At 33.6% G+C, this 26,650-nt stretch carries 27 protein-coding genes; 24 read left to right on the top strand and 3 right to left on the bottom strand.

Translation table 11 applies throughout. The features are described from left to right. Positions 1 to 3: 3 nt before the first annotated feature. The gene (locus tag QNH69_RS08515; protein WP_282930051.1) at positions 4 to 540 is read left to right on the top strand and encodes a GNAT family N-acetyltransferase; all 537 of its coding nucleotides are present in this window, start codon (positions 4 to 6) and stop codon (positions 538 to 540) included. Between the two features lie 119 nt (positions 541 to 659). Here the strand turns inward: QNH69_RS08515 and QNH69_RS08510 are convergent, their stop codons facing one another. After that, positions 660 to 1,271 (bottom strand): thymidine kinase, encoded by a 612-nt coding sequence (locus QNH69_RS08510; RefSeq protein WP_044566014.1) that lies wholly within the window; start codon positions 1,269 to 1,271, stop codon positions 660 to 662. 8 nt (positions 1,272 to 1,279) lie between these two features. Further along, complete coding sequence (ychF, locus tag QNH69_RS08505) at positions 1,280 to 2,377, bottom strand: redox-regulated ATPase YchF (RefSeq protein ID WP_282930050.1); 1,098 nt, start codon at positions 2,375 to 2,377, stop codon at positions 1,280 to 1,282. Positions 2,378 to 2,553: 176 nt separating this feature from the next. On the opposite strand from ychF, the gene QNH69_RS08500 reads away from it, so the two are divergent. The 11 genes from QNH69_RS08500 to QNH69_RS08450 all read left to right on the top strand — a co-directional run bounded on the left by QNH69_RS08500 (position 2,554) and on the right by QNH69_RS08450 (position 17,226). After that, positions 2,554 to 4,323: an aminopeptidase P family protein gene (locus QNH69_RS08500; protein WP_282930049.1), complete on the top strand. Its 1,770-nt coding sequence runs from the start codon at positions 2,554 to 2,556 to the stop codon at positions 4,321 to 4,323. Further along, on the top strand, positions 4,320 to 6,170 hold the full coding sequence (uvrC, locus tag QNH69_RS08495) for an excinuclease ABC subunit UvrC (protein WP_282930048.1): 1,851 nt from the start codon (positions 4,320 to 4,322) through the stop codon (positions 6,168 to 6,170). Before QNH69_RS08500 ends, uvrC begins: the two co-directional genes overlap by 4 nt. A 107-nt stretch (positions 6,171 to 6,277) precedes the next feature. Beyond that, positions 6,278 to 7,231 carry an HPr(Ser) kinase/phosphatase gene (gene hprK, locus QNH69_RS08490; protein ID WP_282930199.1) on the top strand — a complete coding sequence of 318 codons (954 nt, stop codon included), beginning with the start codon at positions 6,278 to 6,280 and terminating at the stop codon, positions 7,229 to 7,231. A 136-nt stretch (positions 7,232 to 7,367) separates the two neighbouring features. Then, on the top strand, positions 7,368 to 10,904 hold the full coding sequence (gene nifJ, locus QNH69_RS08485) for a pyruvate:ferredoxin (flavodoxin) oxidoreductase (protein WP_282930047.1): 3,537 nt from the start codon (positions 7,368 to 7,370) through the stop codon (positions 10,902 to 10,904). Between the two features lie 206 nt (positions 10,905 to 11,110). Continuing rightward, on the top strand, positions 11,111 to 11,584 hold the full coding sequence (gene tnpA, locus QNH69_RS08480) for an IS200/IS605 family transposase (protein WP_282930046.1): 474 nt from the start codon (positions 11,111 to 11,113) through the stop codon (positions 11,582 to 11,584). 204 nt (positions 11,585 to 11,788) lie between these two features. Beyond that, positions 11,789 to 12,142 carry an Asp23/Gls24 family envelope stress response protein gene (locus QNH69_RS08475; RefSeq protein WP_044566019.1) on the top strand — a complete coding sequence of 118 codons (354 nt, stop codon included), beginning with the start codon at positions 11,789 to 11,791 and terminating at the stop codon, positions 12,140 to 12,142. 5 nt (positions 12,143 to 12,147) lie between these two features. After that, entirely contained in the window at positions 12,148 to 13,719 is a 1,572-nt protein-coding gene (locus tag QNH69_RS08470; RefSeq protein WP_282930045.1) for a DAK2 domain-containing protein, read from the top strand. Then, on the top strand, positions 13,719 to 15,707 hold the full coding sequence (locus QNH69_RS08465) for an ATP-dependent DNA helicase RecG (protein ID WP_282930044.1): 1,989 nt from the start codon (positions 13,719 to 13,721) through the stop codon (positions 15,705 to 15,707). Before QNH69_RS08470 ends, QNH69_RS08465 begins: the two co-directional genes overlap by 1 nt. Then, a complete protein-coding gene (gene rsmD, locus QNH69_RS08460; protein ID WP_282930043.1) occupies positions 15,707 to 16,249 on the top strand; it encodes a 16S rRNA (guanine(966)-N(2))-methyltransferase RsmD in 543 nt (180 codons plus the stop codon). Before QNH69_RS08465 ends, rsmD begins: the two co-directional genes overlap by 1 nt. Continuing rightward, positions 16,246 to 16,728 (top strand): pantetheine-phosphate adenylyltransferase, encoded by a 483-nt coding sequence (gene coaD / locus QNH69_RS08455; RefSeq protein WP_282930042.1) that lies wholly within the window; start codon positions 16,246 to 16,248, stop codon positions 16,726 to 16,728. The genes rsmD and coaD overlap by 4 nt, the downstream gene beginning before the upstream one ends. Before the next feature lie 12 nt (positions 16,729 to 16,740). Further along, the gene (locus tag QNH69_RS08450; protein ID WP_044566024.1) at positions 16,741 to 17,226 is read left to right on the top strand and encodes an ATPase; all 486 of its coding nucleotides are present in this window, start codon (positions 16,741 to 16,743) and stop codon (positions 17,224 to 17,226) included. Between the two features lie 25 nt (positions 17,227 to 17,251). Here QNH69_RS08450 and QNH69_RS08445 read toward each other — a convergent pair whose 3' ends face one another. Continuing rightward, the gene (locus QNH69_RS08445; protein WP_282930041.1) at positions 17,252 to 18,409 is read right to left on the bottom strand and encodes a nucleotidyltransferase family protein; all 1,158 of its coding nucleotides are present in this window, start codon (positions 18,407 to 18,409) and stop codon (positions 17,252 to 17,254) included. 129 nt (positions 18,410 to 18,538) lie between these two features. Here QNH69_RS08445 and efp point away from each other — a divergent pair, with 129 nt between their 5' ends. The 12 genes from efp to QNH69_RS08385 are packed head-to-tail and all read left to right on the top strand — an operon-like array spanning position 18,539 to position 26,613. Then, positions 18,539 to 19,096, top strand: coding sequence for an elongation factor P (gene efp, locus QNH69_RS08440; protein ID WP_044566026.1), 558 nt, complete (start codon positions 18,539 to 18,541; stop codon positions 19,094 to 19,096). 10 nt (positions 19,097 to 19,106) lie between these two features. Continuing rightward, a complete protein-coding gene (locus QNH69_RS08435; RefSeq protein ID WP_282930040.1) occupies positions 19,107 to 19,433 on the top strand; it encodes an Asp23/Gls24 family envelope stress response protein in 327 nt (108 codons plus the stop codon). Continuing rightward, positions 19,433 to 19,813: a transcription antitermination factor NusB gene (gene nusB / locus QNH69_RS08430; RefSeq protein WP_282930039.1), complete on the top strand. Its 381-nt coding sequence runs from the start codon at positions 19,433 to 19,435 to the stop codon at positions 19,811 to 19,813. The genes QNH69_RS08435 and nusB overlap by 1 nt, the downstream gene beginning before the upstream one ends. After that, on the top strand, positions 19,806 to 20,993 hold the full coding sequence (xseA, locus tag QNH69_RS08425) for an exodeoxyribonuclease VII large subunit (protein WP_282930038.1): 1,188 nt from the start codon (positions 19,806 to 19,808) through the stop codon (positions 20,991 to 20,993). The genes nusB and xseA overlap by 8 nt, the downstream gene beginning before the upstream one ends. Next, positions 20,986 to 21,171, top strand: coding sequence for an exodeoxyribonuclease VII small subunit (xseB, locus tag QNH69_RS08420; RefSeq protein ID WP_282930037.1), 186 nt, complete (start codon positions 20,986 to 20,988; stop codon positions 21,169 to 21,171). Before xseA ends, xseB begins: the two co-directional genes overlap by 8 nt. Continuing rightward, on the top strand, positions 21,164 to 22,006 hold the full coding sequence (locus QNH69_RS08415) for a polyprenyl synthetase family protein (RefSeq protein WP_282930036.1): 843 nt from the start codon (positions 21,164 to 21,166) through the stop codon (positions 22,004 to 22,006). Before xseB ends, QNH69_RS08415 begins: the two co-directional genes overlap by 8 nt. 9 nt (positions 22,007 to 22,015) lie before the next feature. Then, positions 22,016 to 22,468 (top strand): arginine repressor, encoded by a 453-nt coding sequence (gene argR / locus QNH69_RS08410; protein ID WP_044566032.1) that lies wholly within the window; start codon positions 22,016 to 22,018, stop codon positions 22,466 to 22,468. After that, positions 22,468 to 24,168 (top strand): DNA repair protein RecN, encoded by a 1,701-nt coding sequence (gene recN, locus QNH69_RS08405; RefSeq protein ID WP_282930035.1) that lies wholly within the window; start codon positions 22,468 to 22,470, stop codon positions 24,166 to 24,168. Before argR ends, recN begins: the two co-directional genes overlap by 1 nt. Continuing rightward, positions 24,155 to 24,700 carry an NUDIX hydrolase gene (locus tag QNH69_RS08400; protein WP_282930034.1) on the top strand — a complete coding sequence of 182 codons (546 nt, stop codon included), beginning with the start codon at positions 24,155 to 24,157 and terminating at the stop codon, positions 24,698 to 24,700. Before recN ends, QNH69_RS08400 begins: the two co-directional genes overlap by 14 nt. Beyond that, complete coding sequence (locus QNH69_RS08395) at positions 24,697 to 25,389, top strand: segregation/condensation protein A (RefSeq protein ID WP_282930033.1); 693 nt, start codon at positions 24,697 to 24,699, stop codon at positions 25,387 to 25,389. Before QNH69_RS08400 ends, QNH69_RS08395 begins: the two co-directional genes overlap by 4 nt. Positions 25,390 to 25,394: 5 nt before the next feature. Next, positions 25,395 to 25,931 (top strand): SMC-Scp complex subunit ScpB, encoded by a 537-nt coding sequence (gene scpB / locus QNH69_RS08390; protein WP_282930032.1) that lies wholly within the window; start codon positions 25,395 to 25,397, stop codon positions 25,929 to 25,931. Then, on the top strand, positions 25,918 to 26,613 hold the full coding sequence (locus QNH69_RS08385) for a pseudouridine synthase (RefSeq protein ID WP_282930031.1): 696 nt from the start codon (positions 25,918 to 25,920) through the stop codon (positions 26,611 to 26,613). Before scpB ends, QNH69_RS08385 begins: the two co-directional genes overlap by 14 nt. Positions 26,614 to 26,650 lie beyond the last annotated feature (37 nt).

Here is a 26,650-nt window from a genome sequence, read left to right as displayed (position 1 = left end):
TCTATGGACTTAATAAATACACCCAGTCAGAAGAATAAAGAATTTTTTGAAAATTTATATTTTTCTGCTTTCCCAGGAGATGAACGCATTGATACTTCTGATCTCTATGACCTATATAATAAGGGTTTGATAGAAATAGACCTTATCAATCATAATGATAAAAATATTGGTTTTGCAGTAATTTACCTAAATGAAAATATTCACTTGCTTTCGTACTTTGCCATTGACCCTAGATTAAGAGGTATGGGCTATGGAAGTAAGTCCTTAAAGTTACTAAAGGAAAAATATGATGATTTGATGATTGAAATCGAGTCAACTAAGTTTAAGGATGCAGATGACTATAGTTTGAGAAATAGGAGAAAGGCCTTTTATATCAGAAATGGCTTCAAAATTCTTGATGCTGAAGTAGACTATTTTGGCATAGAGATGGAACTTATGGCTACTACAAAAGATGCTGGTATAGACGAGTATATGGAAACTTATTTAAATATCTTTGATGATGATTTTGTCAATGACAATATAAAACTTTTGAATATGTAAAAGCCCTAAAGTTAAAAACTTTAAGGCTTTTTTTCTTTGTCTTTTTAAAAGGATATTTACCTCATACTTATATAATAATATAAGATAGACTTATTATACACAAAAAAAGAAGAATGAACTTAATTGTCCAATTCTTCTAGTGAAATTTGGTTTTTGGTTTTTTCTCTTTCGCTCATTTTTTGGTTGTAACATTCTCTGCAAAGAGGTTCATACTTATCTTTAGATCCTATTTGAATCCTAGATTCATCAGCAGATTTCCTATAAGAAGCCCAGGCATCTTCACCGCATGATGCACAGATGGCGTGGTGTTTGGTTAGCTCATCTGCTATAGGCATGATTTCTTTTATGATTTCAAATGGCCTAGTCTTAAAGTCCATATCAAGTCCTGATACAACTATGGTTATATTTTTCTCCATTAGCTTATTAAAAATATCTATGACTTCTGTTGGATCATTTGGAAAAAATTGAACTTCATCTATGCCAATTGCATCAAGTTCATGGTTGGTTGCATAGTCTAAAATATCATTTAAGTCTTCGACTTTTATTGCATCTAGTTCTAGATTATCATGACTAACTATCTTTCTTTCATCATCCCTGTCATCAACTGCTGGTTTAAAGGCAGCTATTTTGTAATTTGCAATCTTCATCCTATAAAGCTCGCGCCATAGTGAAGTGGTTTTGCCTGAGAACATTGAACCGGTATGAACTATTAGTTTTCCTTGTTTCTTCATTTCATATCCTAAACATTAAATCGGAAGTTTACTACATCGCCGTCTTTCATGATGTAATCCTTGCCTTCCATCCTCAATAGACCTTTTTCCTTGGCGTTTAGCAGGGAACCAGAGTCTACTAATTCATCATATGATACGATTTCTGCTTTAATAAAACCTCTAGAAATATCCGAGTGGATTTTACCTGCTGCATCAACTGCCTTTGTACCATTTTTTATAGTCCAAGCCCTAGTTTCCATTTCACCTGTTGTCAAAAATGATATAAGGTTTAGAGTTCTATAAGAATCACGTATTACCTTATCAAGACCAGATTCTTCAAGACCAATCATTTCTAGGAAGTCTTTTTTTTCTTCTTCTGATTCTAGCTCAGAAATTTCATACTCGATTTTGGCAGATACTATGGTTACTTCTGCATTTTCTCCCTTGGCAAGGTCGCGAACCTTCTCTACATAAGGGTTGGACTTGCCGTCATCTGCAGCGTCTTCTTCGTTGACATTGCAAACATATATTATTGGCTTATTTGACAAAAGTTGGTAGGCCTTGAGAAGTTTTTTCTCATCATCAGTTAAGCTCAATGTTCTAGCTGACTTTCCTTCTTCTAGGACCCTATGAACTTTTTCTAAGACTTCAACTTCTCTAGCAACTTCTTTGTCATTTCTGGCTACTTTTCTACGTTTTTCTAGGACCTTATCTACCATTTCAAAGTCAGCATAGATAAGCTCTAGATTTATGGTTTCTATATCACGGATTGGGTCAACAGATCCATCAACGTGGGTCACATTTGGATCATCAAAACATCTTAATACTTCTACAATAGCATCTGTTTCTCTGATATTTGACAAGAATTGATTGCCAAGTCCTTCTCCCTTGCTAGCACCTCTTACAAGTCCTGCTATATCATAAAATTCTATGACAGCTGGCACGATTTTTTTTGAATTGCTCATATCGGACAAAACTTCAAGTCTTGGGTCTGGGACATTTACAAGGCCAACATTTGGATCTATAGTTGCAAAAGGATAGTTTGCAACCAAAGCTCCCGCCTTGGTAATAGCATTAAATAAAGTTGATTTTCCAACGTTTGGCAAACCTACGATTCCAAGTTTCATATACTAAATCACCTCAATTTTCTTATTTACACGATGTTAATATTATAATTGATTTGTGGCAAAAATCAATCACTTGTAAGCTAGGAAATGGTGGTCATATTAAGTATAGTTATCCTATAAACAAGTTTATATGAGAGATATATAAACTTTAAGATAAGGAGTTTAAAGGAGTATTTATGGATATCAACCAACGCATAGAATCTTTAAGAAAATTGATGAATGATAGAAAAATAGAAGCTTACATTATACCAACTTCTGACCCTCACCAATCAGAATATTTGGGCGATTCATACAAGGATAGGGAATTTATATCCGGATTTACCGGATCTGCTGGAACTGCAGTAGTTACAACCGATGAGGCAAAACTTTGGACAGACTCTAGATATTTCTTGCAAGCTGACAAAGAATTAGCCAATAGTGAATTTGAACTTATGAAAATTGCTGATGACAACTATCCAACTATTGAAGAATATTTGGACGAAGTAGTTAGTGAATTTGGCAAAATAGCCTTTAATGGAAATGTGTTTTCTGTCAAAGAATACAAAAAGCTAAGCGAATCAATGGGCTCTAGGACCTTGGTTTCTGATGTGGACTACATATCAAAACTATGGAATGATAGGCCTGCTTTGCCAGAAGATAAAGTTTGGTTACTAGATGAAAAGTACGCTGGTGAAAGTGCAGAGTCAAAGATATCTAGAATTCGTGATGTCATGGATGCAAATGGCTATGACTACTACTTTATTGGTGCCGTTGAGGATATTTGCTGGCTATTAAACATCAGGGGCAATGATATAGACTACAATCCTGTTGTTTTATCATATTGTTTGATTAGCAAAGACAGGGTTTACCTATGCATAGATGAAAACAAGCTTGATGATGAAGTTAAGGCTTATCTTGATGAAAATAATATAAAAATCCATTCATACGATTATATTTTCACATTACTAAAAAATATTCCAGGTAAAAATAGAATTTTCCTAGATCCGGAAAGATGTAATGTAGCTATATACGATGCTATTAATTCTAATGTAAAGATTTCTACTGGCACAAATATTACTGAAAATATGAAGGCCATTAAAAACGAAACAGAGATAAAAAATACAAAAGAAGCTTACATTATCGATGGAGTTACTTTGGTTAAATTCTTTAACTGGTTAGAAGTTGGAGCAAGCACTGGCACATTAAATGAATATGTGGCTAGCAAGAAACTTCATGAATTAAGAAGTGAAAATGAAACTTTCATCGAGGATTCTTTTGAAGCTATAGTTGGATTTAAGGATAATGCTGCAATTGTCCACTATGAACCATCAAATATTGGGTCAAAGACAATCACAAAAGAAGGACTAATATTAATAGACTCAGGTGCTCATTATCTTGAGGGAACTACTGATATTACAAGAACTATAGCCTTAGGTAACTTAAAAGAAGATGAAAAAATTGACTATACCTTGGTATTAAAATCTCATATAGCAGTATTTTTAACTAAATTTAAAAATAAAACCACTGGTCAAAGGCTTGATGCTATTGCAAAATATCCTCTTTGGAAGGCTGGCAAGGACTTCTTCCACGGAACTGGACACGGTGTAGGATACCTACTAACTGTACATGAGGGACCACAAAGAATTGCCCAAGGCTCTGACATTGAGTTTAAAGAAAATATGTTCACTTCTGTTGAACCAGGCCTATATATTGCAAACAGCCACGGTATCAGAATCGAAAACCAAGCAGTAGTTAAAAAAGCATTCGAAAATGAATTTGGCAAATTCTTAGAATTTGAAAACCTAACCTATGTACCTATAGATACCAGACCAATCAAAACAGAAATGTTAACAAATGAAGAAATTGATTGGATCAATGACTACAACAAGAAATGCCAAGAAGTTTTAAGCCCACACCTAGAAGGATCTGACCTAGAATACTTGAAAGAAAGTTGCAAAGAAATTTGACAAACAAACAAGTTAAGGACAAGTTAAAAGAACTTCCAGACCTACCTGGCGTCTATATAATGAGGGATAAGGATGATGAAATCATCTATGTAGGTAAAGCCATATCGCTTAAAAAAAGAGTTCGCCAATACTTTGATAATAATAAAAACAAGGGGGCCAAGGTCCTTGCCATGGTCTCCCATATTGACCATTTTGAATATATCATAGTGGAAAATGAAGTGGAGGCTCTTGTTTTAGAGTCAAACTTAATAAAGAAAAATAGGCCAAAATACAACATTGTCCTTAGGGATGATAAGCAATATCCATATATCAAAATTACCAATGAGAAATTCCCGAGGATACAAAAGGTAAGGCAGATATACAATGACAAGGCCCTATATTTCGGACCATATCCAGACGCCTATGCAGTAAATGATGCCATAGACTTATTTCACTTGTATTACCCATTTAGGACATGCAACCTAGACTTTGATAAGGGTCAGACCTTGCCAAGACCATGCTTAAATTACTTTATCAAAAAGTGTAATGCTCCCTGTATCAAAAATGAAGATGAAACTAGATACATGGATGCAATTACTGATGTTAGGTCATTTTTGGAAAATAAATCATCTAAGATTGCTGATTGGGTTTTAGCTAGGATGAATGAAGAAAGTTCAAAGCTAAATTTTGAAATGGCAAGTATGTACAGGGACTATTACAGAGCCTTATCTGTAATATCTGAAAGGCAAAATGTAACAGACCAGTCAGCCGAAGATATGGATATAATTGCTATGAGCAAGGGTACTGCAGCCATAGTAATGCAAGTGTTCTTGATGAGAAAGGGAAAAATTGTCGATAGGCAACACTTTATAATCAAAAATGATTACAAGGAAAATGATGATGAAATTTATTCATCATTTTTGAAACAATTTTACCTTGATATAATGTATGTACCAAAAGAAATCCTTATAGAAGTAGAACCAAATGATTTGCCAACTATCAATGAATTTTTGAATCAAAAAAAGGGAAGAAAAGTATATATACACAAGCCAAAACTTGGTAAGAAAAAAGATTTGCTAAATATGGCTTTGAATAATGCTAACGATATGCGTATCAAATATGAAAAGCGCATAGAAAAAAAGGAAAGAAAGAAATCTGCTGGCCTAAAGCAGCTTAAAGAAATCCTTGCTATAGATGATATCTATAGGATAGAAGCTTATGATATATCAAATACTTCTGGAGTCCAATCTGTAGGATCTATGGTTGTTTTTGAAGATGGCATAGCCAATCCGAAAGAATACAGGAAGTTTAAGATAAAAACTATAGAAGGCCCAGATGACTATGGTTCACTTAGGGAAGTAATTGATAGACGCCTCAAAAACGGCCTAAAAGAAATTGAAAATGACAACACCAACACAGGATTTGGAAAGATGCCAGATCTGATTTTGATGGATGGGGGCAAGGGTCAAGTTTCTGCTGCAAAGGAAATATTAGAAAAGTATGGACTTAGTATTAACATTGCAGGTCTTGTAAAAGACGACAAGCATACAACTCGTGCTATAATCTATGAGGGTAAGGAGATTTATATAAATAGGTGTGATCCTGTTTATAAGTTGATTTATGAAATCCAAGAAGAAGCTCACCGTTTTGCTATAAACTACCATAGGAAACTTATGCAAAACACTATGAAAAAAAGCGAGCTTGATAATATAAAAGGTGTTGGAGAAAAGACTCGAGCAAATTTATATAAGCACTTCAAATCCATATCCAATATCAAAAAAGCTAGTGTAGAAGAACTTATGGAAGTTCCTTTAGTTGGAAAGACTCAAGCCTTGGAAATTTACAAATATTTTAGGCTAAAAGGTTAGTAATAGGAGATGTTTTGACAGATAATAATTTAAATGAATACACCAACAGTAGTTTTGACAAAGTGGCAGAAGAGTTCGATGATAGCAAAGTCATAGTAAAAGAACTTATAAATGCCAACGAAGAGCGAAGTGTCAAACTTCACAGCATTGTAGAAAGCTTGGGCCTTGAAATTGTCCACCAGTCTTCTGATTACTATGATATATCCCTATCAAGTGCTGATGTAAATAGACCTGGTCTGCAATTAACAGGATATCTTGTAGAGTTTCCATATAAGAGGCTTCAAATAATTGGTTCTGTAGAATATACCTACCTAACCAGTCTTGATAGCAAGCTCCAATATGAGAGATTTAGGGGGATTTTATCTTATAAAATACCTGCTTGCATTTTTTCCTATAATGCAGACATTCATCCAGACATCTTGGATTTGGCTGATTATTATGACAAGACAGTCTTAAGATCTCCAGCTAAAACTACCAAATTGATTTCTGATTTGTCAGATGAGCTAGAGTACCAATTATCTCCAAGAAGCAATGTCCATGGGGAGCTTCTGGAAGTATTTGGTATTGGAGTACTTATAATGGGCAAATCGTCAGTTGGTAAGTCAGAAACAGCCCTTGATTTGATAAATAGGGGCCACAGGCTTGTTGCTGATGATATGGTTGATATAGTAGCGACAGATAATAAGCTTATGGGTTCAGCACCTGATAATATCCGCCATTATATGGAAATTCGTGGACTTGGCATTGTAAATGTGAGGCGCTTGTATGGTACAGGTTCTGTAAAAAAAGTTACCCAAATTGAACTAGTCATAGAACTAGAACAGTGGAAAGAAGACTATGAGTATGATAGGTTGGGTCTTGACGAAAATTATATAAAAATGTTAGATGTCAAAATTCCACACCTAGTTGTTCCTGTTAGAGCAGGTAGGAACCTTGCCATGATTGTAGAGGTTGCTTGTATGAACCAAAGAGAGAAAAATTTTGGATACAATGCAGCAAGGGCTATGACAAATAATATATTTCACAAAGAATTAGTTGATGAGAGCGACGATTTGGTCTAAATTGTCGCTTTTTTGAAGCTTATTTCTAAGAAATGTAAATTCTTGTTTTTGATAAACTGTTGACATTTGAGATAAATATCATTATACTTAAAGTAGTGTTAACGATAATAGCTTATATTATTTTTAGGAGGTCTTAATGACAATTAATAGAGCGATGAAGACTATGGATGGTAACACCGCTGCAGCTCACGTATCATATGCATTTACTGATGTTGCAACAATTTACCCAATCACTCCATCTTCACCAATGCCAGAATCAGTAGACGTATGGTCTGCTAATGGCCGTAAGAATGTTTTCGATAGAGAAGTAATCGTAAAAGAGATGCAATCTGAAGCAGGCGCTGCTGCAGCAGTACACGGTTCACTTGCAGCTGGAGCACTAACTACTACATATACAGCCAGCCAAGGATTATTACTAATGATCCCAAATATGTACAAAATTGCTGGAGAAAGATTACCAGGTGTATTCCACGTTGCAGCTAGAACTATAGCAACACACGCTCTTTCTATATATGGTGACCACTCTGACGTTATGGCAGCTAGACAAACAGGCTGTGCAATGCTTTGCTCAAACTCTGTTCAAGAAGTAATGGACTTATCTCCAGTAGCTCATGCAGCTGCTATCAAAGGTAGATTACCATTTATTAACTTCTTTGATGGATTTAGAACAAGCCATGAAGTATCAAAAATCGAAGTTTGGGACTACGATACATTAAAAGAATTTGTAGACTTTGATGCTGTTGATGCATTCAAAAACAATTCACTTAACCCAGAAAGACCAAAACACATGGGTACAGCTGAAAAGAATACATTCTTCCAAAGAACAGTTGCTTCTAACCATGCATACGAAGAAATTATTGGCATTGTAGAAGAATACATGAATCAAGTAAACGACTTACTTGGAACAAACTATGGACTATTCAACTACTATGGTGCTGATGATGCAGAACAAGTAATCGTAGCAATGGGTTCATTCAACCAAGCAGCTAGAGAAACAATCGATGTATTACTAGAAGACGGATACAAAGTAGGTTTAGTAGAAGTTCACCTATACAGACCATTCTCAAAAGAACACTTACTAAAAGCTATTCCAAATACAGTTAAGAAAATCGCTGTTCTTGATAGAACAAAAGAAAAAGGTGCAGAAGGCCAACCACTATACCTAGATGTTAAATCAGTATTCTACGGTGTGGAAGACGCTCCAGAAGTTTATGGTGGTGTTTATGGTCTTGCTGGTAAAGATACAATTCCTGCTGATGTTAAAGCAGTATTTGATAACCTAAGAAGCGAAAATACTAAAGATCATTTCACATTGGCAATCACAGATGATGTTACAAACACATCTCTAGAAAGAGATGATTTCAAAGTACGTCAAGAAGGAACAACAAGATGTAAATTCTGGGGATTCGGTTCAGACGGTACTGTTGGTGCTAACAAACAAGCTATCAAAATCATCGGCGATAACACACCAATGTATGCACAAGGATACTTTGACTATGACTCTAAAAAATCAGGTGGTCTAACAGTATCTCACTTAAGATTTGGTAAAGATCCAATCAGATCAACATACCTACTTGATGAAGCTGATTTCATTTCTTGTTCAAAACAAGCATATGTTCACCAATATGATCTTTTAGCTGGACTTAAAGATGGTGGTACATTCCTACTTAACTGCGTATGGAGTGAAGAAGAACTTGACCAACACTTACCAGCATCAATCAAAAAATATATTGTAGAACACAACATTGATTTCTACATCATCGACGCAAGCCACATTGCTCAAGAAATTGGACTAGGTTCAAGAACAAACATGATCATGCAATCAGCATTCTTCAACCTATCAAAAGTTCTTCCAATTGAAGAAGCAGTTGGATACCTAAAAGACTCTATAGTTAAATCTTATGGTCACAAGGGTGATGACATAGTTAACATGAACTATGCAGCTGTTGATGCAGGACTAAATGCAGCTCACAAAGTAGAAGTTCCAGAAAGCTGGGCAAATGCAGTAGATCCTGAAAAAGAAGAAGTAGAAATGTCTGAATTTGTTAAAAACATTTTAAGACCAATGATTGAACAAAAAGAAGATCAAATCCCAGTTTCTGCATTTACAGACCTAGACCTTGAAAATGGTGAATTCCCATCAGGTACAACAGCACACGAAAAACGTGGTATAGCTCTAAATGTACCAGAATGGCAAATAGATAACTGTATCCAATGTAACCAATGTTCATTTGTTTGTCCACACGCTGTAATCAGACCATTCTTAGTAACAGCTGACGAAAAAGCAAATGCACCAGAAGGCTTTGAAACAAAGAAAGCTATTGGTAAGGGCATGGATGAATATGAATTTAGAATTCAAGTATCTCCACTAGACTGTACAGGTTGTGGTAACTGTGCTGATATCTGTCCAGCTCCACAAAAAGCTCTTCTAATGAAACCATTCGAAGAACAAGTAGAAAACCAAAAAGACAACTGGACATACGCTCACGAAGAAGTTGGATATAAAGAAGATGTAATGGATGATATGACACTTAAAGGTAGCCAATTCAAACAACCATTACTAGAATTCTCTGGCGCATGTGCAGGTTGTGGTGAAACACCATATGCTAAACTAGTTACTCAACTATTTGGTGATAGAATGTACATTGCAAATGCTACAGGATGTTCATCAATCTGGGGAGCAAGTGCACCAGCTATGTCTTACACCAAAAACCTTGAAACAGGTAAGGGTCCAGCTTGGGGTAACTCACTATTTGAAGATGCAGCTGAATACGGTTATGGTATGAAACTTGCAGCAGAATCAAATGCTCACCTACTAGAAAGCTACATGAACAAATTCCTAGACCTAGGTATTGAATCTCCATTTAACGAAGCATTCAAGATGTGGGTTGAAGGAAAAGATGATGTTGCAAAATCTAAAGAAGCAACAGCTAAGATATTAACACTTCAAGATGAAAAAGTTGAAGGTGAAGAAGCATCTGACCTAGTTAATAAGATTCTAAACCTAAAAGACTACATGATTAAAAAATCTATGTGGATCTTTGGTGGTGACGGATGGAGCTACGATATCGGATTTGGTGGAGTTGACCACGTATTAGCAAGTGGTGAAAACATCAACATCCTAGTATTTGATACAGAAGTTTACTCAAATACAGGTGGACAATCATCTAAATCAACACCATTATCAGCAGTAGCACAATTTGCCGCTTCTGGTAAGAAAGTACGTAAAAAAGACCTTGGTCTAATGATGACAACTTATGGTTATATCTATGTAGCTCAAGTTGCTATGGGTGCTAACCAAAACCAAACATTAAAGGCTATCAAAGAAGCTGAAAGCTATGATGGACCATCTCTAATCATTTGCTATGCTCCATGTATCAACCACGGTATCAGAATGGGTATGGGCAAATCACAATACAGAGAAAAACAAGCTGTAGAAGCTGGTTACTGGCACTTATGGAGATTCGACCCACGTCTAGCTGACGAAGGTAAGAATCCATTCCAATTAGATTCTAAAGAACCATCTGAGTCCTTCCAAGAATTTATTCAAGGTGAAGTAAGATACTCATCACTTAAGAGATCATTCCCAGAAAGCGCTGATGAATTGTATGCTGAAGCAGAAAAAGCTGCTAAAGAAAGATACGAGACATACAAAAGACTTGCTGGAAAATAAGAATAAATATTAAGAAAAAGTCGCCATTCATTTGGCGATTTTTTTTGTTGTTGTTCACTTAAGTGAGTTGAGCGAACGAATGTGAGCGAAACAAAAAACCACCTGCTCTGCAGGTGGAGGAATTTAGCTTTAGCTTCAAGCCAAAAAATTCTCGCTTGATATATAATTGTGATAACCACATGCACAATAAAAACAAGGAGAATTTAATGGACAAGAATAGTTTATCACATACAAAATGGAGATGTAAATATCACATAGTATTTGCACCGAAATTTAGAAGACAAGAAATATACGGGAAACTAAAAAAAGACATAGGGCAAATATTACGAGAACTGTGTCAAAGAAAAGGCATAAATATAATAGAAGCAGAACTATGCATAGACCATGTACATATGCTGATAGAAGTACCACCCAAATATAGCATATCAGAAATAATGGGCTATCTAAAAGGAAAAAGTTCGCTAATAATATTTGATCGCCATGCAAATTTAAAATATAAATATGGTAATAGACATTTCTGGTGTAGAGGTTACTATGTTGATACAGTAGGTCGCAATGAAAAAATGATAAAAGAATATATACAAAATCAACTAAAAGAAGACTATTATGCGGATCAAATAAGTATCAAGGAATACTATGACCCGTTTACGGGAGAGTCAGTAAAAAGAAGCAATAAATAAACTGCTTAAGCAGAAGCTGCGAAAGTGGTGCATGTGGAGATAATACTCGGAGCCCCAGTAGGGGCGTGCCGGTATTCGCGCCTTATAGGCGCTGTGGAAACTACCAGCTAAGCTGGTAGTTCTGATTCATATTAGCTTTAAAATTTATAAATAAAATTATGGTATAATATTAAATAAATGTATAAGTTCAAATAAGGAGGTAGCATGGCTATCAAATATGTCAATAATTATGGTAAGGTTACAATAGATGATTCTGTGCTTGCAAATATAGTTGCAGCAACAGTTATGGAATCTTATGGAGTAGTTGGCCTTGCACGCCGTTCAGCTAAAGATGATATCTATGAACTTTTGAGATTAGATAATATGAGCAAGGGTGTTCAAATACAAAAAAATGATGATGGAACTATAAGTATTTATATATCCATATTTATCTTATATGGAGTTAGAATAGCAGTAGTTAGCCAAAACATAATTGATAATGTAAAATACAAGGTGGAAAAATCACTTAATGTTAGAGTTAAGGAAGTGAATATATTAGTTCAAGGAATTGGTGAGTAGTAAATATGAGAGAAATTGATGCAAATAAACTCCAACAGATGATAATTGGAGCTTATGAATTGTTAGATGAGAATAAACAATTAGTAAATGACCTGAATGTATTCCCAGTACCAGATGGGGACACAGGAACAAATATGACCATGACAATGAGATCAGGTGTTGATAAGGTAAACGGCCTATCAAATGCAAGTGTAGGAGATATTACAAAGGCTCTATCTCAAGGAACTCTTATGGGAGCTCGTGGCAACTCAGGAGTAATTTTATCCCAATTGGTTCGCGGTCTATCAAAAGCAACTAAAGGTAAGGATAAGATTACAACAGCAGATATCAAGGAAATCTTTGATATAGCTAATCAAACTGCATACAAGGCAGTAATGAAACCTACTGAAGGTACTATATTGACAGTTAGCCAAAAAATGACTGATAAGGCAGCTGAAATTTATAGCGATGACATATCCTTTGACCAATACCTATATGAGATTATAGCAGAAGGACAAAAGGCCCTAGATAATACACCAAATCAACTTCCAGTACTAAAAGAAGCTGGAGTAGTGGATTCTGGTGGTCAAGGATTAATAATACTTCTTAAGGGTGCATTTTCTGCCCTAAATAGCGATATTGATATTAACGAAATTAAGGATAGCAAAGCTGATAAAGAAGATTTACAATATCAATTAAATATTGAAATAGCGATAGACGAAAATTCTTACCAACATTGTATGGAATCTGTAGAATCTTTGGCAAATGTTAGCGATTCTTCTTATGAAGATGATATATTAAAAATAAAACTTACAACTGATAATGTTTTTGGCTTATTACAAATGCTTACAGTTGATGGTGTAGTGATAAAAGCTGAGCTTCTTAACCTTAAAGCTGACCAAGAAAGAAAAGAAAAATTAAAATCAGCTCCTCAAAAGAAATATGGTTTCATAGCAGTTAGCCGTGGTGAGGGATACGATGCGATTTTAGAAAGCATGGGGATAGATGAAATCATTTCTGGTGGCCAAACTATGAATCCTTCCACAGAGGATATATATAATTCTTTGGATAGGATTAATGCTGAAAATATTATTATCTTCCCAAATAACAAGAACATAATAATGAGCGCTAAACAAGCTTGCGACATAACAGATAAAAATGCAATTGTTATAGAAACTAGGTCAATACCTGAGACCTTTACTGCTATGCTTGAATTTGACGAAGATAGTAGCATAGAAGAAAATGCTCTTAATATGCAAGAAGCCATTGAAGATGTTCATGTGGCAGAATTTTCTATATCAATTAGAGATACTTCTGTATCAGGAGTTGAAATCAAAAAAGACGATTATCTAGGAATTCTAGACGGCAAAATTTTGGCAAGTGAAAAAGACTTGGAAAAATCAGTAGAAAAAACTTTACAAAAAGCCTTAGAAGATTATCAAGACTCTTCACTTGTGACAATATATTATGGTGAAGAAATAGAAAAAAGAAACGCAAAAGACTTGTGCAAGAAACTAGGCAAAAAGTTTAAAGAAGTTGATATAGAATTAGTTTACGGTGGTCAACCAGTCTATTATTACACAATCACAATTGAATAATGGAACTTACTGATTTAAAGGGAATTGGTCCAAAGAAAAAAGACTTATTAGCTAAAATTGATATTCATAATATCAGTGACTTATATAATTACTATCCAACTTCTTTTGAAGATAGGAGAAATAGGGGCGTTATTCCAAATGTTAGGGAAGATGTTAAGTATTATTTCATCTGGCAAATAGCAAGTAGGCTATATCAAAACAGGACAAAAAACGGCTTTATATCATATATTTATGCCATTGAGCCAGATACAAATGATAAGATAAAGATCATTTATTTTAATGATAGATTTACACCGACTAAATTTAAAAATGGCGAGACTTATAAGTTTTTTACCAAAATAAAATTTGAAAATGGCACTTTTGAAGCTATCAATCCAATAACTTGTGATCTTAATGATGATAATATTGGGGCAATAATTCCAATTTATCCTCTTACAAAGGGTTTAAGCCAAAAAAACATTTCGAGTTTTATAGGCGAATCCCTAAAAAATTATGAGGAAGATGAAGAGATTTTTGGAAAAACCATACTGGATAATTTTAAATTTTCTTCTAAATATAATAACTTATTAGAAATCCACAAGCCTAGCGATATAGATAAGCTTATGAAAGCAAAATCAGAGCTAAAGGTATTGGATTTTGCCAAAGACCTTGTCTATATAGACTACATTAGCAAGAGATTTGAGAAAAGCCAAGATTTGGGACTTTCATATAATTTAGATGATATATTAAGTCATATAGGATTTGATTTAACTAGGTCTCAATTGATAGCCCTAAAAGAAATTCTATTCGATTGTTCAAGCAATTTAGTTATGAATAGGCTTTTGATTGGCGATGTAGGATCAGGCAAAACTATAATTGCAATTATTGCCATGATAGTCTTTGGTCTAAATGGCTACCAATCAGCAATGATGGTTCCAACTGAGGTCTTAGCCATCCAACAATTTGAAAAAAATTTGGGCTTGATTGAAAGTTTAGGACTAAAAGCCCAAGTTTTGACGGGATCTAGCAGAAATAAAGAGAAGATCAAAAAGGATTTGGCAGATGGAAAGGTTGATATAATTATAGGTACCCATGCCCTTATCCAAGATGATGTTATTTTTAAAAATCTAAAACTTGTAATAAATGATGAGCAACATAGATTTGGGGTCAATCAAAGGCAAGAACTTGGCCTAAAAGCAGATGGTGTCAACTACCTTTCTATGACAGCGACACCAATACCAAGGACCATAAGCCTTAGGCTTGCCAAAATCTTGGATTTATCAATGATTACTGAACTTCCTAAAGGAAGAAAACCAATCACAACCAAAGTAATAGCCCAGTCTATGGAAAAGATTTTGTTTGAAGAGATAGATGCTAACCTATCCCAAGGTAGACAAGTATATGTAGTATCAAATAATATCGATTCTGATGATAAAAATAGCGTCGAAAATTTATATAAGAGATATAAAAAAGTTTTTAAATCTAAAATCATCAAGAAACTTCATGGAGATATGAAGGCAAGTGATAAGGACAAGACTTTAAAAGATTTTGCTGATGGTAAAATTGATATACTAATATCAACAACGGTTATAGAAGTAGGGATAGATGTAGCAAATGCCAACACTATGGTCATATACAATGCAAATCATTTTGGTCTATCATCCCTCCACCAGCTAAGGGGTAGGGTAGGTCGTGGACCATATGATTCTTATTGTTATCTAATAAGCAAGAATGTGGATAATAATTCTAAGCTCAATATCTTAGTAGGCAATGAAAATGGGTTTGATATAGCTAAAAAAGACTACGATTTGCGTGGAGGTGGTAAAATTTTATCCGCCATCCAACACGGTAGAAATCTCAACCAGATTGAATATCTATCAATGAATCAGGCTGAAGTTGATAAGAGTTTTGAAATTTTAGAATATATAAAAGCTAATGATTATAAAGATGTAAATTTTTCTTACATTGAAAAGTTTTTTAAAGAAGATAAAAGGATAATATTAAATTAATGAGAGTTGTTTCAGGTATATACAAGGGTTTTAACCTAAAGGCACCAAAATCAAATACCACAAGACCAACAGAGAGTAAGGTAAAAGAAGCTATTTTTGATATGCTTTTTCCAATGAAAACAGATGGTCTTGCTCTAGATTTGTTTGCAGGAAGTGGACAAATGGGTATAGAATTCATATCAAGGGGCCTAAGTAAGGTTTATTTTAATGAGAAAGATCGCAATTCTTATAAAATCATAGAAGAAAACCTGGGGAAACTTAAGACAGATAAATTTGAACTTACAAAACTAGATTTTAAAAAAGCCTTGGAAGCTTACAAATCCAAGGGTTTATATTTTGACTATATATACTTGGACCCTCCTTACTATACAGAATTTTATGATGAGGCCATAAATCTTATCATTAGTTATGAATTGTTAAGCGAGGATGGTATAATAATAACAGAATCAGATAAAGAATTAAAGCTTGATGATAAATATGATATTAACCTTTTAAAAGAGAAAAAATACGGAAGGAAGATAGTAAACTTTTACACAAAATGAAAGTAATATACCCAGGAAGCTTCGATCCACTTACACTTGGACATATAGATGTCATAAAAAGACTAGACAATATGTTTGATGAAGTGATTGTTGCAATTCTAATAAATGAAGATAAAAAATCACTTTTTACTCTTAGTGAAAGAGAAGAAATGATTAAAGAAGAATTAATAGCCAACGATATTACAAATGTGACTATCAAATCCTTTGATGGACTTTTGGTAAACTTTGCAAAAGAAGAAAATTGCAAAATTATTGCTAGGGGTCTAAGACTTGTTGCTGACTACGAATATGAGAAAAATATAGCTAGGATAAATTCATCCTTGTATGAGGGCCTAGAAACTATATTCTTGCTTGCTAATACAAATTACTCATTCATTAGTTCAAGCGGAGTCAAGGAAGTAGCAAGTTTTAAAGGCAATATATCACCATTTGTAACAAAAAATGTAGAAAAAAGATTGAAAGAAAAATATAATTACTAAGAGGGGGGCAAAATGGCTAGTACTTTAACACAATTGATCAACGAAATGGAAGATGTAATGGATGAGGCATCTGCTGTACCTTTTTCTAGAAAAGTATCAGTAGATCCAGATGAAATTTACGAAATTCTTGCTGAGATGAAAGATTCCTTACCACAAGAAATCAAACAAGCTGAGTGGACCTATCAAGAAAAAGATAGAATAATCGGTGAAGCAGAAGCAGAAGCAAAGAGAAGACTTGAACAAACTGACAAAGAAATTTCTCAATTCAAAGATCAAGCTAAAAATCAATATCAAAAGATGATTTCTGACCACGAAATCACTCAACAAGCAAGGGCTGAAGCTGATAGAATCTTACAAGAAGCAGCTACAGAAGCAAACAAACTTCGTCAACAATCATACGAATACATCGACAAACTATTCTCTTCATCAGCTGAAAACTTCAGCACTCTAGCTCAACAATTAGAGAAAAACAGAAGAAGTATTTTAGAATCTAGATAAAAACAAAGACGCATTTAGGAAATTCCTAATAGCGTCTTATTTTTGTCTTGTAATCTAAGTTAAAATCTCTTTTTTGACATAAGCTGTATAGATTTGATCCGTCAACCATTTGTGATAAAATCATTTGGTCTGTGATGGAAAGATTATCATAATCTTTTTTTCTTATTACAGGCTTGCTTGATGAATTCTTAAAGATAAGCTCTGCGTTTTTATTAAAGGATAGGACCTTGTAGAAATTGATGTCATAGGCATTAAATGTAGATCGATTCTCCAAAATATAATTTATCAACAACCTTTTTATCCTAGATGAGGTGTATCTTTTGTTTGTAGCATCTATAATAAAGCTAGAAAAACTATGGTTATTTTCACAAACTTTAGTCAGATAGTTTTCTAATCCCTCTTCATATGCCAATACCCCTTCCATTGGACGTCTTTCTAATAATAGCAAAAATCTAAATATGTCATAAATGATATCCATATTTGGAAGGCCAAAAGATTTTTTGCTTTCTTCTATTAGTTCATAGACATAGGTTGGGACATGGTCTTTGTAATTGGTAAGTATGTTATTGCGGATAGCAGTTGATGAAGAAATTTTGCTATCAAGTAAATCAGTATCAGAATTAGCTGATGAGATTCTCTTGATAGGCATAGGAGTCATAGAAGAAGCAATCTTTCTTATAGCTCTCATATATTCTAAGGCGAGGATATTATTAGAAGTTATAAAGCCATCATCTCCTAAAACCTCAACAGTTGCGTCATATCTTGCCTTTGTAAAGGAAGAATTTTCTAAATGTTTTTTTGTAAGCTCTTCTAAGAGATGTTCTTTTTCCAATAGCAGGTTAGCTTTTTCTAAAAAATCATTAGGCTCCATATTTTCTATACCAAAGCAGAGGTAGTCTACATTTAATTTATCGAGGATTTTAACAGATCCAAGAGCAAAATATTCGGCTGACTGTAAAGATATGTGGATAGGCATCTCAACGACCATATCAAAGCCAGCCATCATAGCCATATCAGCCCTGGAGAATTTATCAACGATAGCAGGCTCTCCTCTCTGGACGAAATCTCCACTCATTAGGCTTATGGCTAAGTCTGCTTTTGTTAGCTCTTTTGATTTTTTTAATAGATATTCGTGTCCGTTATGAAATGGATTGAATTCAGAAATAATTGCTAGTGTTTTCATACTTGATATATACCCTAATAATGTATATATTTTCAATGATTTATATAAAATTGGGTAAATTAAGTTAACAAAGTTTTCAAAGCCATAGGTCATATGGTATAATAATGTAAGAAAATATTAGGAGGATTTATGATTTCTGCAAATGATTTAAGAAAAGGTGTAACCTTTGTTTATGATAATGATGTTTACCAAGTGGTTGATTTCCAACACGTAAAACCAGGCAAGGGAGCAGCTTTTGTTCGTGCAAAGATTAGATCAGTAATGAACGGCGGCGCTAAGGATGTAACATTTAACCCAAATGAAAAATTTGAAAATGCTGTTATTACAACAAAAGAAATGCAATATTTATACAATGACGGTCAATTATATTATTTCATGGACCCAGAAAGCTTTGAACAAATTGGTCTAGACTATGAAACAGTTGAAGAAGCTATTAAATACGTTCGTGAAAATGATACAGTTACTATGAGAATTTACCAAGGTAAACCATTTGATGTTGTTGCACCAAACTTTGTTGAGCTAGCAGTAATTGAAACTGAACCAGGTATCAAGGGTGATACTGCAACGAACGTTACAAAACCAGCAACAGTTGAAACAGGAGCAGTTGTTAACGTACCAGTGTTTGTAAATGAAGGCGACACAATCAAAATAGACACAAGAACTGGAGATTATTTATCCAGAGTTTAAGGAGAAAATAATGGCTAATACATTTAGACATGGACAAGTTAAAATTGCCAATGAAATATTAGATCAATTGGCTATTAGAGCTTGTAAAGAAATCAATGGAGTACATAACAGCGATGACTCTACCAATAAGATTAACCTTCAAAACCAAGATCCTAAGGCAAGTATAGGATTTATTGAAGATAAGCTTAATATTGACCTTACAGTTTTTCTTAATAAGAATGTAAATGTGAGAAAAACTGTAAAAGATATCCAAGAAAATGTGATTAGAATTATTGAAACTATGACTGGAATATCTGTTGGACGTGTCAATGTTAATATAGCGAAACTAGAAATCTAATGAATAGAACAGAGCAAAGAGATTGGGTTTTTAAGCTAATTTTTGAAGATAGCATTAATAAAATAGAAGATGTTGAACAATCCCTAAATAACCACGACTTGGATGGGGAAGAATTCATCATCAATTCTTTGAAATCTTATAATGAAAATTATGAAAAAATTGAAGAAATTATTAAAAATGCTAGTAAGAAACGCTACAATCGTTTGTCCAAGGTGGAAAAAGCTATTCTTTTTTTATCTGTAAATGAAATTTATTTTATGGATATTCCTCATCAAGTTTCTATAAATGAGGCAGTAGAACTAGCAAAGACCTATAGCAACCAGATGGATTATCAAATGATAAATTCTATTTTAGGAAAGATTGTAAGAACTGATGCTTAAAGCCCTTACAGTTAGACAATTTAATGAGTATTTTAAAACAAGCATAAAGCACGATCCATTTTTCACCAAAGTCTATATCACAGGGACCCTATCAAATATAAAATATAACGGCAACCACATATATTTTTCCCTAAAGGAAGGATATGATGTCATTGACTGTGTTATATTTTACTATGAAGATAAGGACATAGATTTTACTTTTACTGATGGTATAGACGTTTTGGTTAAGGGTAATCTCAACTTAAATAACTATTCATCGAGAATCAATATTGCTGTCAGCACCATAGAGGAAAAAGGCCTTTCTGAAGAATATCTAAAGTTTTTAAAAATGAAAGAAGACTTCAAGAAAAGGGGTTTTTTTGATTTAGATAAAAAGAAAGAAATAGCAAAGTATCCAAAAAACGTTGGTTTAATAACATCGGCTGATGGGGCTGCTGTTGTAGACTTTCTGTCAGTAATAAACCAAAAGGCAAATGATATAGATATCAAGCTTGCTCCAGTAAAAGTCCAAGGACAAAGCTCATACCAAGCCATAGTAAATGCTATAGTAAAACTTGATATGATGGATTTAGATGTGATTGTAATCACCCGTGGCGGTGGTTCTTCTTTGGATTTATCAGTTTTTAACGACAAGGATATCATAGAGGAAGTTTTCAAAGCCAAAACTCCAATTATATCTGCCATAGGGCATAAGATTGATAGCACTCTTTTGGATTTAGTCGCAGACTTATCTTTGCAAACCCCAACAGAAGCTGGGTCATATATTATTGCAAATTATGCGAATATAGCTAAGGACAGTAAAAGTCTTTTGACTCAGATGAAAGATATGGTAGATAGGATAGTAGAGATAAGGTCGCTAAAGTTGATGGCTCTAGAAAGTAAACTTAAATCTTTCAATCCACAAAATGATATCAAAGTTAAAGAAAAAGAGATTACTAATATCAAAAAATCTTTAGATAAAGCTATTATAAATAACTTAACTTATAATGAGCAGAGGCTAAGTATGGTCGAAAGCAGACTAAAATCAGCTGATAGAATATTACATATCAGAAAGAAAAATATAGGAATTTTCGATGATAATAATGTGCCTATTTATTCAAAATACTCATTAAATGAAGGTGATAAGATTGATGTTAGATTTTCTGATGGATCTATAAAGGCGGTAGTGATAGATGGATAAATCTTTAGATAAAAATTTCAAAAAAATGGAAGAATACTTAACTAGTCTTGAAGAAAACAAGGATAATCTGGACGAGTCTATCAAAATTTATGAAAAGGCTAACAGCTTGTACAAGGAAATGCAAGAACAACTTAAGGACTACAAGGCGAAAATAGAGGTTATAGCTAGTGATGAATAAGAAAGGTTTTGAAAGTACACTTTTATCCAACAAAAAAATTATAGATGAAAAGTTTAAGGACTTTTTTGATGATTCATATAATCTATCTGAGCCTTTAACCTACGCTGTTAGATCTGGCAAAAGGATTAGACCAAACCTTTTCTTTGAAACGCTTAAGATGCTTGGCAAGGATATTAACGATAAGGACATAAAATTTGCCCTATGCCTAGAGATGATTCATTCTTATTCCCTAGTCCACGATGATTTACCAGCTATGGATAATGATGATTACAGAAGAGGAGAATACTCTTGCCATAAAAAATTTGGTGAAGACATAGCTATTTTGACAGGAGATGCTCTAATCACAGAGGCAAGCCACACTTTATTTGAAATTTGCAAGGAGGATTCTACTTACATATATCCTGCATCCTTACTTATGGAGATGGCTGGCTACAAAAATATGATTTATGGCCAAGTATTAGACATAAGAAGCCATGAGATTGTAGATTTGGATTATTTGCTCCTTGTCTATGAAAAAAAGACTAGCGATTTATTTAGGGCAGCAATCATCGGTGCAGCCTTGGCAAGCGACAATAATTTCAAAGAAAATAGGGCAAAAGACTTTAGAAATCTGGATCAATATGCAAGTAATTTAGGTTTAGCTTTCCAAATTCAAGATGATTTACTAGAAGAAAATTACCAAGATGAATTAAATATTTTAAATCTTATTAGTAGAAATGAAGCTTTAGATTTGCTTTATGATATTAATAAAAAGGCCAAGGAGAATATTAGTCACTTTGATGATAATGAATTTCTCTTATACCTTGTTGATTACCTTACAAATCGTAACAATTAAGGATTACATATGAAAAAATACACTAGACAAAGACTTATTCTTGATATTATACAAAATAATGAGGTCAAAACACAATCACAATTATCGGATATGCTAAAAGACCATGGAGTTGATGCCACTCAGGCTACAATTTCAAGAGATATAAAGGAACTCAGGATATCCAAAGTTCAAACTGACGATTATGAGTACAAATATACAGTTGTCGACACCGTATACGATACCTTAAATGAGAGAATGGAAAAAATTTTCAAGGAATCAGTACTTTCAGTTGAAAAATCAGCTCAATTATGTGTCATAAAAACTATATCATATTGTGCTACAGTATGCGGCCAGTATATTACAAATTCTAAGCTTGAAAATGTAGCGGGTATGGTTACAGGAATTGATACTATATTTATAACGCCAAAAGATTTCGATCGCTTAGATGAATTAATAGAAGATTTGAGGGACATGGTTAGATAATGTTAGCTGAGCTTTTTATAGATAATTTTGTAATTATAAAAAGAAATCACATATTTTTTGAAGATGGCTTTAATGTACTAACTGGAGAGACCGGATCTGGTAAATCCCTCATACTTGAAGCCATCAATTTGTTATTGGGAAAAAAGGCTAACAAGGATATTGTTGGTCGTTTTGCTGACTCAACAACTATTGAAGGTATTTTTATAGTTGATGAAGAAACTAAGAAAATACTAGAAAATAATACTGTTTTATTTGATGAAAATGACAACAAACTTATAGTAAATAGGACCATTACTCCAAAATCGTCCACTCTTAGGATTAACGGTAGAGTGGCGAATTTAACCATTCTAAGAGAAATCTCACCTATATTAATCGATATATATAACCAGGGTGATTCAAATGCCTTTATGAACAAGGCAAATTATATTTACCTCATAGATAACTACTCTAATGACAAAGAAACTTCCGATTTAAGAAAAATGATAAAGGCTTTAAATAATCAAAAAAATGATTATTTAGTAAAATTTGCAAATCTCAATCTAACTGACGAGGAAATCCAAAGAGAGCGAGATTTGATTAAGTATCAAATTGAAGAAATTGAGGCCATTGATCTTTTTTCTATAAATGAAGAAGAAATCGATGAAGAGTATAAGAAACTAAACAACATAAACGATTTAAGAACTGCCATTGGAGCGGCTAAATCTATACTTGATTCTACTGATTATGACCAACAGTCACTTACAAGTATGCTAGGAGCTTCTCTTTCTGAGATATCAAATTTCACTAATATTGATAAGAAAATTAGTGATTTTTATGATAGACTTTCTGCTATAAATGATGAAATCAATGACCTATATTCTGATATGGATCTCTACGAAGAAAGCCTAATAGGTGATCCAGAAAGAGAAAAAGAACTTGAAGAGCTGATGCAAGTATTGTTTAATCTAAAGCGTAAATATGGGCAAAGTATAGAAGAGATAATAAAGTATTATGATGAAATCTCAAGTAGATTAAAAGAACTAGATGAGATAGAAAGCCTACGCTTAAGTAAAGACCAAAAAATAAAAGAAATAGACCAGAAGCTTGACATATATGCAAGTAAACTACATGAAATTCGTCTTAAAAAAAGCAAGATCTTAGAAAAAGCAATTAATACTTCTATTAGAGAATTAAATATCAAAAATGGACTTTTTAAGATAGAATTTTCAAAAAAAGACCATATTGATATGACAGGTTATGATGATGTAGATTTCCTAATCAGAACAAACAAGGGAGAGAAGCTAAAATCACTTTCTGCCACAGCTTCTGGTGGTGAAATATCAAGGATTATGCTTGCTTTTAAGGAAATATTTGCAGACTTTGATAATGTTGATACAATGATATTTGATGAGATAGATACTGGGATTTCTGGTAGGACGGCTCAAGTGGTAGGAGAGAAAATCCTAGATCTATCAAAGAAAAGACAGGTAATATCTATCAGCCACTTGCCTCAAATAGCGGCTTTGGCACAAAATCACATTTTGATTACAAAAAATGATGAAGGTGATTTTACAATATCAAAAACGGAAAAAATTGAAGACGAAAAGAGAGTAGAAGAAATCTCAAGATTAATAGGTGGAGTAAATATTACTGATATTACCTTACATTCGGCAAGGGAAATGCTAACAATGGCAGAGGAGTTAAGAAATGACCGAAGATAAATTTTACGAGAAATCAATCAAATCAGATACCATATATGATGGTAAAATATTAAAGCTTAGAGTTGATACTGTAGAACTTCAAAACAAAAAATATTCCAAAAGAGAGATAGTTGACCACCAAAAAGGTGTTGGAATCATAGCTTATGATGGAGATGATAGACTTTGGATGGTTAGTCAATATAGGATAGCAGTCGATAAGGTAATGCTAGAAATACCTGCAGGTCTAGTAGAAAGCAATGAAGCACCAATAGAGACAGCAAAAAGGGAACTTCAAGAAGAAATAGGCTATTACCCAGAAAAGATTGACTTCTTATTTACCATGTACGCATCTCCAGGATTTACCAATGATAAACTGTCATTTTTCGAAGCTCATGAACTTGTAGAGTCAAAATTGGACTTGGATGAAGATGAATTTTTGCATGCAGAATCTTTTCCAATAGATGACTTATATGAGATGGTTTTAAATGGTGAAATCACTGATGCCAAGACAATTATTGCAGTACTACATGCAGTAAATCACAGAAACAAATGAATTTAAATGTTGAATTTGAGGGCTTTGAAGGCCCTTTTGATTTGCTATTAAAATTAATAGAAAAAGAAAAGATAGATATATATGATATAAACTTAGGTGATATTACAAATAAGTATCTTCTTGGGATAGAAAAGCTTGATAGAGAAATTGATGACATAAGTTCATTTATTTACATTGCTTCAGTACTTCTTAGCATAAAGTCAAACAAACTTTTGCCAAAAGATGACGAAGATGACCTGGAAGAAGATTTTATATCCTATCTTATAGAATACAAGAAAATCAAATCTGTCCAGGATGATTTGAAATACTTGGAAGAGGAAGCTTCCAAAATTCATTCCAAATACCAAGAAGACTTATCACAGTTTGAAACTTCTGATCAAATAATAGCAAAGGATGTAAGAATACTTGCCAAACAATTTGAAAAGTTGTTAAATAGGCTAAATGAAGAGCCAGAGAATAATAAGAAAGTTGAAATAGTAAGCTTGCCAGATATCAATGATTATATAGGCAACTATAGGAAAGCTTTGGAAATAAGAGGAGACTTAAGACTTGATCTTATAATTAATAATATCCACTCCAAGGCAGAATGCATAGCAAGTTTTTTGGCTCTATTAGAACTTTTTAAACTAAAGGAAATATATTTGTTTCAAAAAGATGGGAACAAATTTCACATCAAAAAAAGAATGTAGGAAATATGGAAAATGATTATCTAAAAGGCTTAATAGAAGAAATCTTATATGTATGGGGCCAGCCCATTGATATAGATGATTTAAGCAAGATTATTAAAAATAGTGATAAAAATCAAATAAAAATAGCCTTAGGGGAAATGATTGATGAGAGGAATTCTATGGATAGTGGACTTATAATAAAAGAGTTTGATTCTTCTTACCAATTTGTAACAAGAGCAAAACATGACAAATATTTTGAATCCCTAGTAAAGCAAAGTCCCAAAAAGCTTACTTCATCAGCCCTTGAAACCCTATCAATTGTTGCCTACAAACAGCCCATCACAAGGGCAGAAGTAGATAAGATTAGGGGCGTAAGTTCACAAACAACTATAGACAATCTGCTTGATAGGGGGCTTATTAGAGAAAATGGTAGACTTGATAAAATTGGCAAACCAATTATATATGTTACTACAAACTTATTTTTGCAATATTTTGATATAAAAGATTTGTCAGAATTGCCAGAGATAAAGGATATAAGTGAGGATATATATGAGGATAAATAAATTTATAGCCAAGTCTGGCTATAGTTCACGTAGGAAAGCAGATGAATTGATTAAAGCAGGCAAAGTTAAGGTTAATGGCAAAGTCTTAACTGAGCTTGGTTACCAAGTAAGTTCTTCTGATGTGGTTTCTATTGGTGGAGAAATATTAAAAGTAGAAGAATATGTATACTATAAGCTAAACAAACCAGTTGGCTACATTACCAGCAACTTTGATCCCCACAATGACAAAGATTTGAATAATTTGATAGATATTGACCAAAGGTTTTTTGCTGCAGGTAGGCTTGATAAGGATAGCCACGGACTTTTAATAATTACCAACGATGGTGATTTTACTAGTTCCCTAACTCATCCATCCTCTGGAATTAGCAAAGAATACGTGGTAAAAGTTAATAGACTTTTAGATCAAGACCAAATAAGAGAGTTTGAAACTGGCCTTGATATAGGCAACAATGAGTTTACTTCAGATGCGAAGATAAAATATATAGGAGCAAATACTTATAGGGTCCTAATAAGACAAGGTTATAACCGCCAAATCAGGAGAATGTTTGATGTCCTAGGGTCTAGGGTGGTCGACCTAAAGAGAGAAAGAATTGGTGGCATTTACCTTGATGATTTGAAAGAAGGGTGCTATCAAAGATTTAACCAAAAAGAAATGGATTTTGTAAGATTGATTAAGGAATAGTTATCTATTTCTTTTTTTTATGGTAAAATTTTTATAG

The organism is Anaerococcus sp. Marseille-Q7828, from assembly GCF_949769285.1.
GTDB lineage: Bacteria > Bacillota > Clostridia > Tissierellales > Peptoniphilaceae > Anaerococcus.
Note: the sequence above shows the minus strand (reverse complement) of the source record. Positions and strands in the feature narration are given on the sequence as shown.

Excerpts from the sequence above, each read along its gene's own strand:
- QNH69_RS08515 (WP_282930051.1), top strand. The coding sequence starts at position 4 with ATGGACTTAATAAATACACCCAGTCAGAAGAATAAAGAATTTTTTGAA.
- QNH69_RS08510 (WP_044566014.1), bottom strand. The coding sequence starts at position 1,271 with ATGAAGAAACAAGGAAAACTAATAGTTCATACCGGTTCAATGTTCTCA.
- ychF (WP_282930050.1), bottom strand. The coding sequence starts at position 2,377 with ATGAAACTTGGAATCGTAGGTTTGCCAAACGTTGGAAAATCAACTTTA.
- QNH69_RS08500 (WP_282930049.1), top strand. The coding sequence starts at position 2,554 with ATGGATATCAACCAACGCATAGAATCTTTAAGAAAATTGATGAATGAT.
- nifJ (WP_282930047.1), top strand. The coding sequence starts at position 7,368 with ATGACAATTAATAGAGCGATGAAGACTATGGATGGTAACACCGCTGCA.
- tnpA (WP_282930046.1), top strand. The coding sequence starts at position 11,111 with ATGGACAAGAATAGTTTATCACATACAAAATGGAGATGTAAATATCAC.
- QNH69_RS08475 (WP_044566019.1), top strand. The coding sequence starts at position 11,789 with ATGGCTATCAAATATGTCAATAATTATGGTAAGGTTACAATAGATGAT.
- QNH69_RS08470 (WP_282930045.1), top strand. The coding sequence starts at position 12,148 with ATGAGAGAAATTGATGCAAATAAACTCCAACAGATGATAATTGGAGCT.
- QNH69_RS08465 (WP_282930044.1), top strand. The coding sequence starts at position 13,719 with ATGGAACTTACTGATTTAAAGGGAATTGGTCCAAAGAAAAAAGACTTA.
- rsmD (WP_282930043.1), top strand. The coding sequence starts at position 15,707 with ATGAGAGTTGTTTCAGGTATATACAAGGGTTTTAACCTAAAGGCACCA.
- coaD (WP_282930042.1), top strand. The coding sequence starts at position 16,246 with ATGAAAGTAATATACCCAGGAAGCTTCGATCCACTTACACTTGGACAT.
- QNH69_RS08450 (WP_044566024.1), top strand. The coding sequence starts at position 16,741 with ATGGCTAGTACTTTAACACAATTGATCAACGAAATGGAAGATGTAATG.
- QNH69_RS08445 (WP_282930041.1), bottom strand. The coding sequence starts at position 18,409 with ATGAAAACACTAGCAATTATTTCTGAATTCAATCCATTTCATAACGGA.
- efp (WP_044566026.1), top strand. The coding sequence starts at position 18,539 with ATGATTTCTGCAAATGATTTAAGAAAAGGTGTAACCTTTGTTTATGAT.
- QNH69_RS08435 (WP_282930040.1), top strand. The coding sequence starts at position 19,107 with ATGGCTAATACATTTAGACATGGACAAGTTAAAATTGCCAATGAAATA.
- nusB (WP_282930039.1), top strand. The coding sequence starts at position 19,433 with ATGAATAGAACAGAGCAAAGAGATTGGGTTTTTAAGCTAATTTTTGAA.
- xseA (WP_282930038.1), top strand. The coding sequence starts at position 19,806 with ATGCTTAAAGCCCTTACAGTTAGACAATTTAATGAGTATTTTAAAACA.
- xseB (WP_282930037.1), top strand. The coding sequence starts at position 20,986 with ATGGATAAATCTTTAGATAAAAATTTCAAAAAAATGGAAGAATACTTA.
- QNH69_RS08415 (WP_282930036.1), top strand. The coding sequence starts at position 21,164 with ATGAATAAGAAAGGTTTTGAAAGTACACTTTTATCCAACAAAAAAATT.
- argR (WP_044566032.1), top strand. The coding sequence starts at position 22,016 with ATGAAAAAATACACTAGACAAAGACTTATTCTTGATATTATACAAAAT.
- recN (WP_282930035.1), top strand. The coding sequence starts at position 22,468 with ATGTTAGCTGAGCTTTTTATAGATAATTTTGTAATTATAAAAAGAAAT.
- QNH69_RS08400 (WP_282930034.1), top strand. The coding sequence starts at position 24,155 with ATGACCGAAGATAAATTTTACGAGAAATCAATCAAATCAGATACCATA.
- QNH69_RS08395 (WP_282930033.1), top strand. The coding sequence starts at position 24,697 with ATGAATTTAAATGTTGAATTTGAGGGCTTTGAAGGCCCTTTTGATTTG.
- scpB (WP_282930032.1), top strand. The coding sequence starts at position 25,395 with ATGGAAAATGATTATCTAAAAGGCTTAATAGAAGAAATCTTATATGTA.
- QNH69_RS08385 (WP_282930031.1), top strand. The coding sequence starts at position 25,918 with ATGAGGATAAATAAATTTATAGCCAAGTCTGGCTATAGTTCACGTAGG.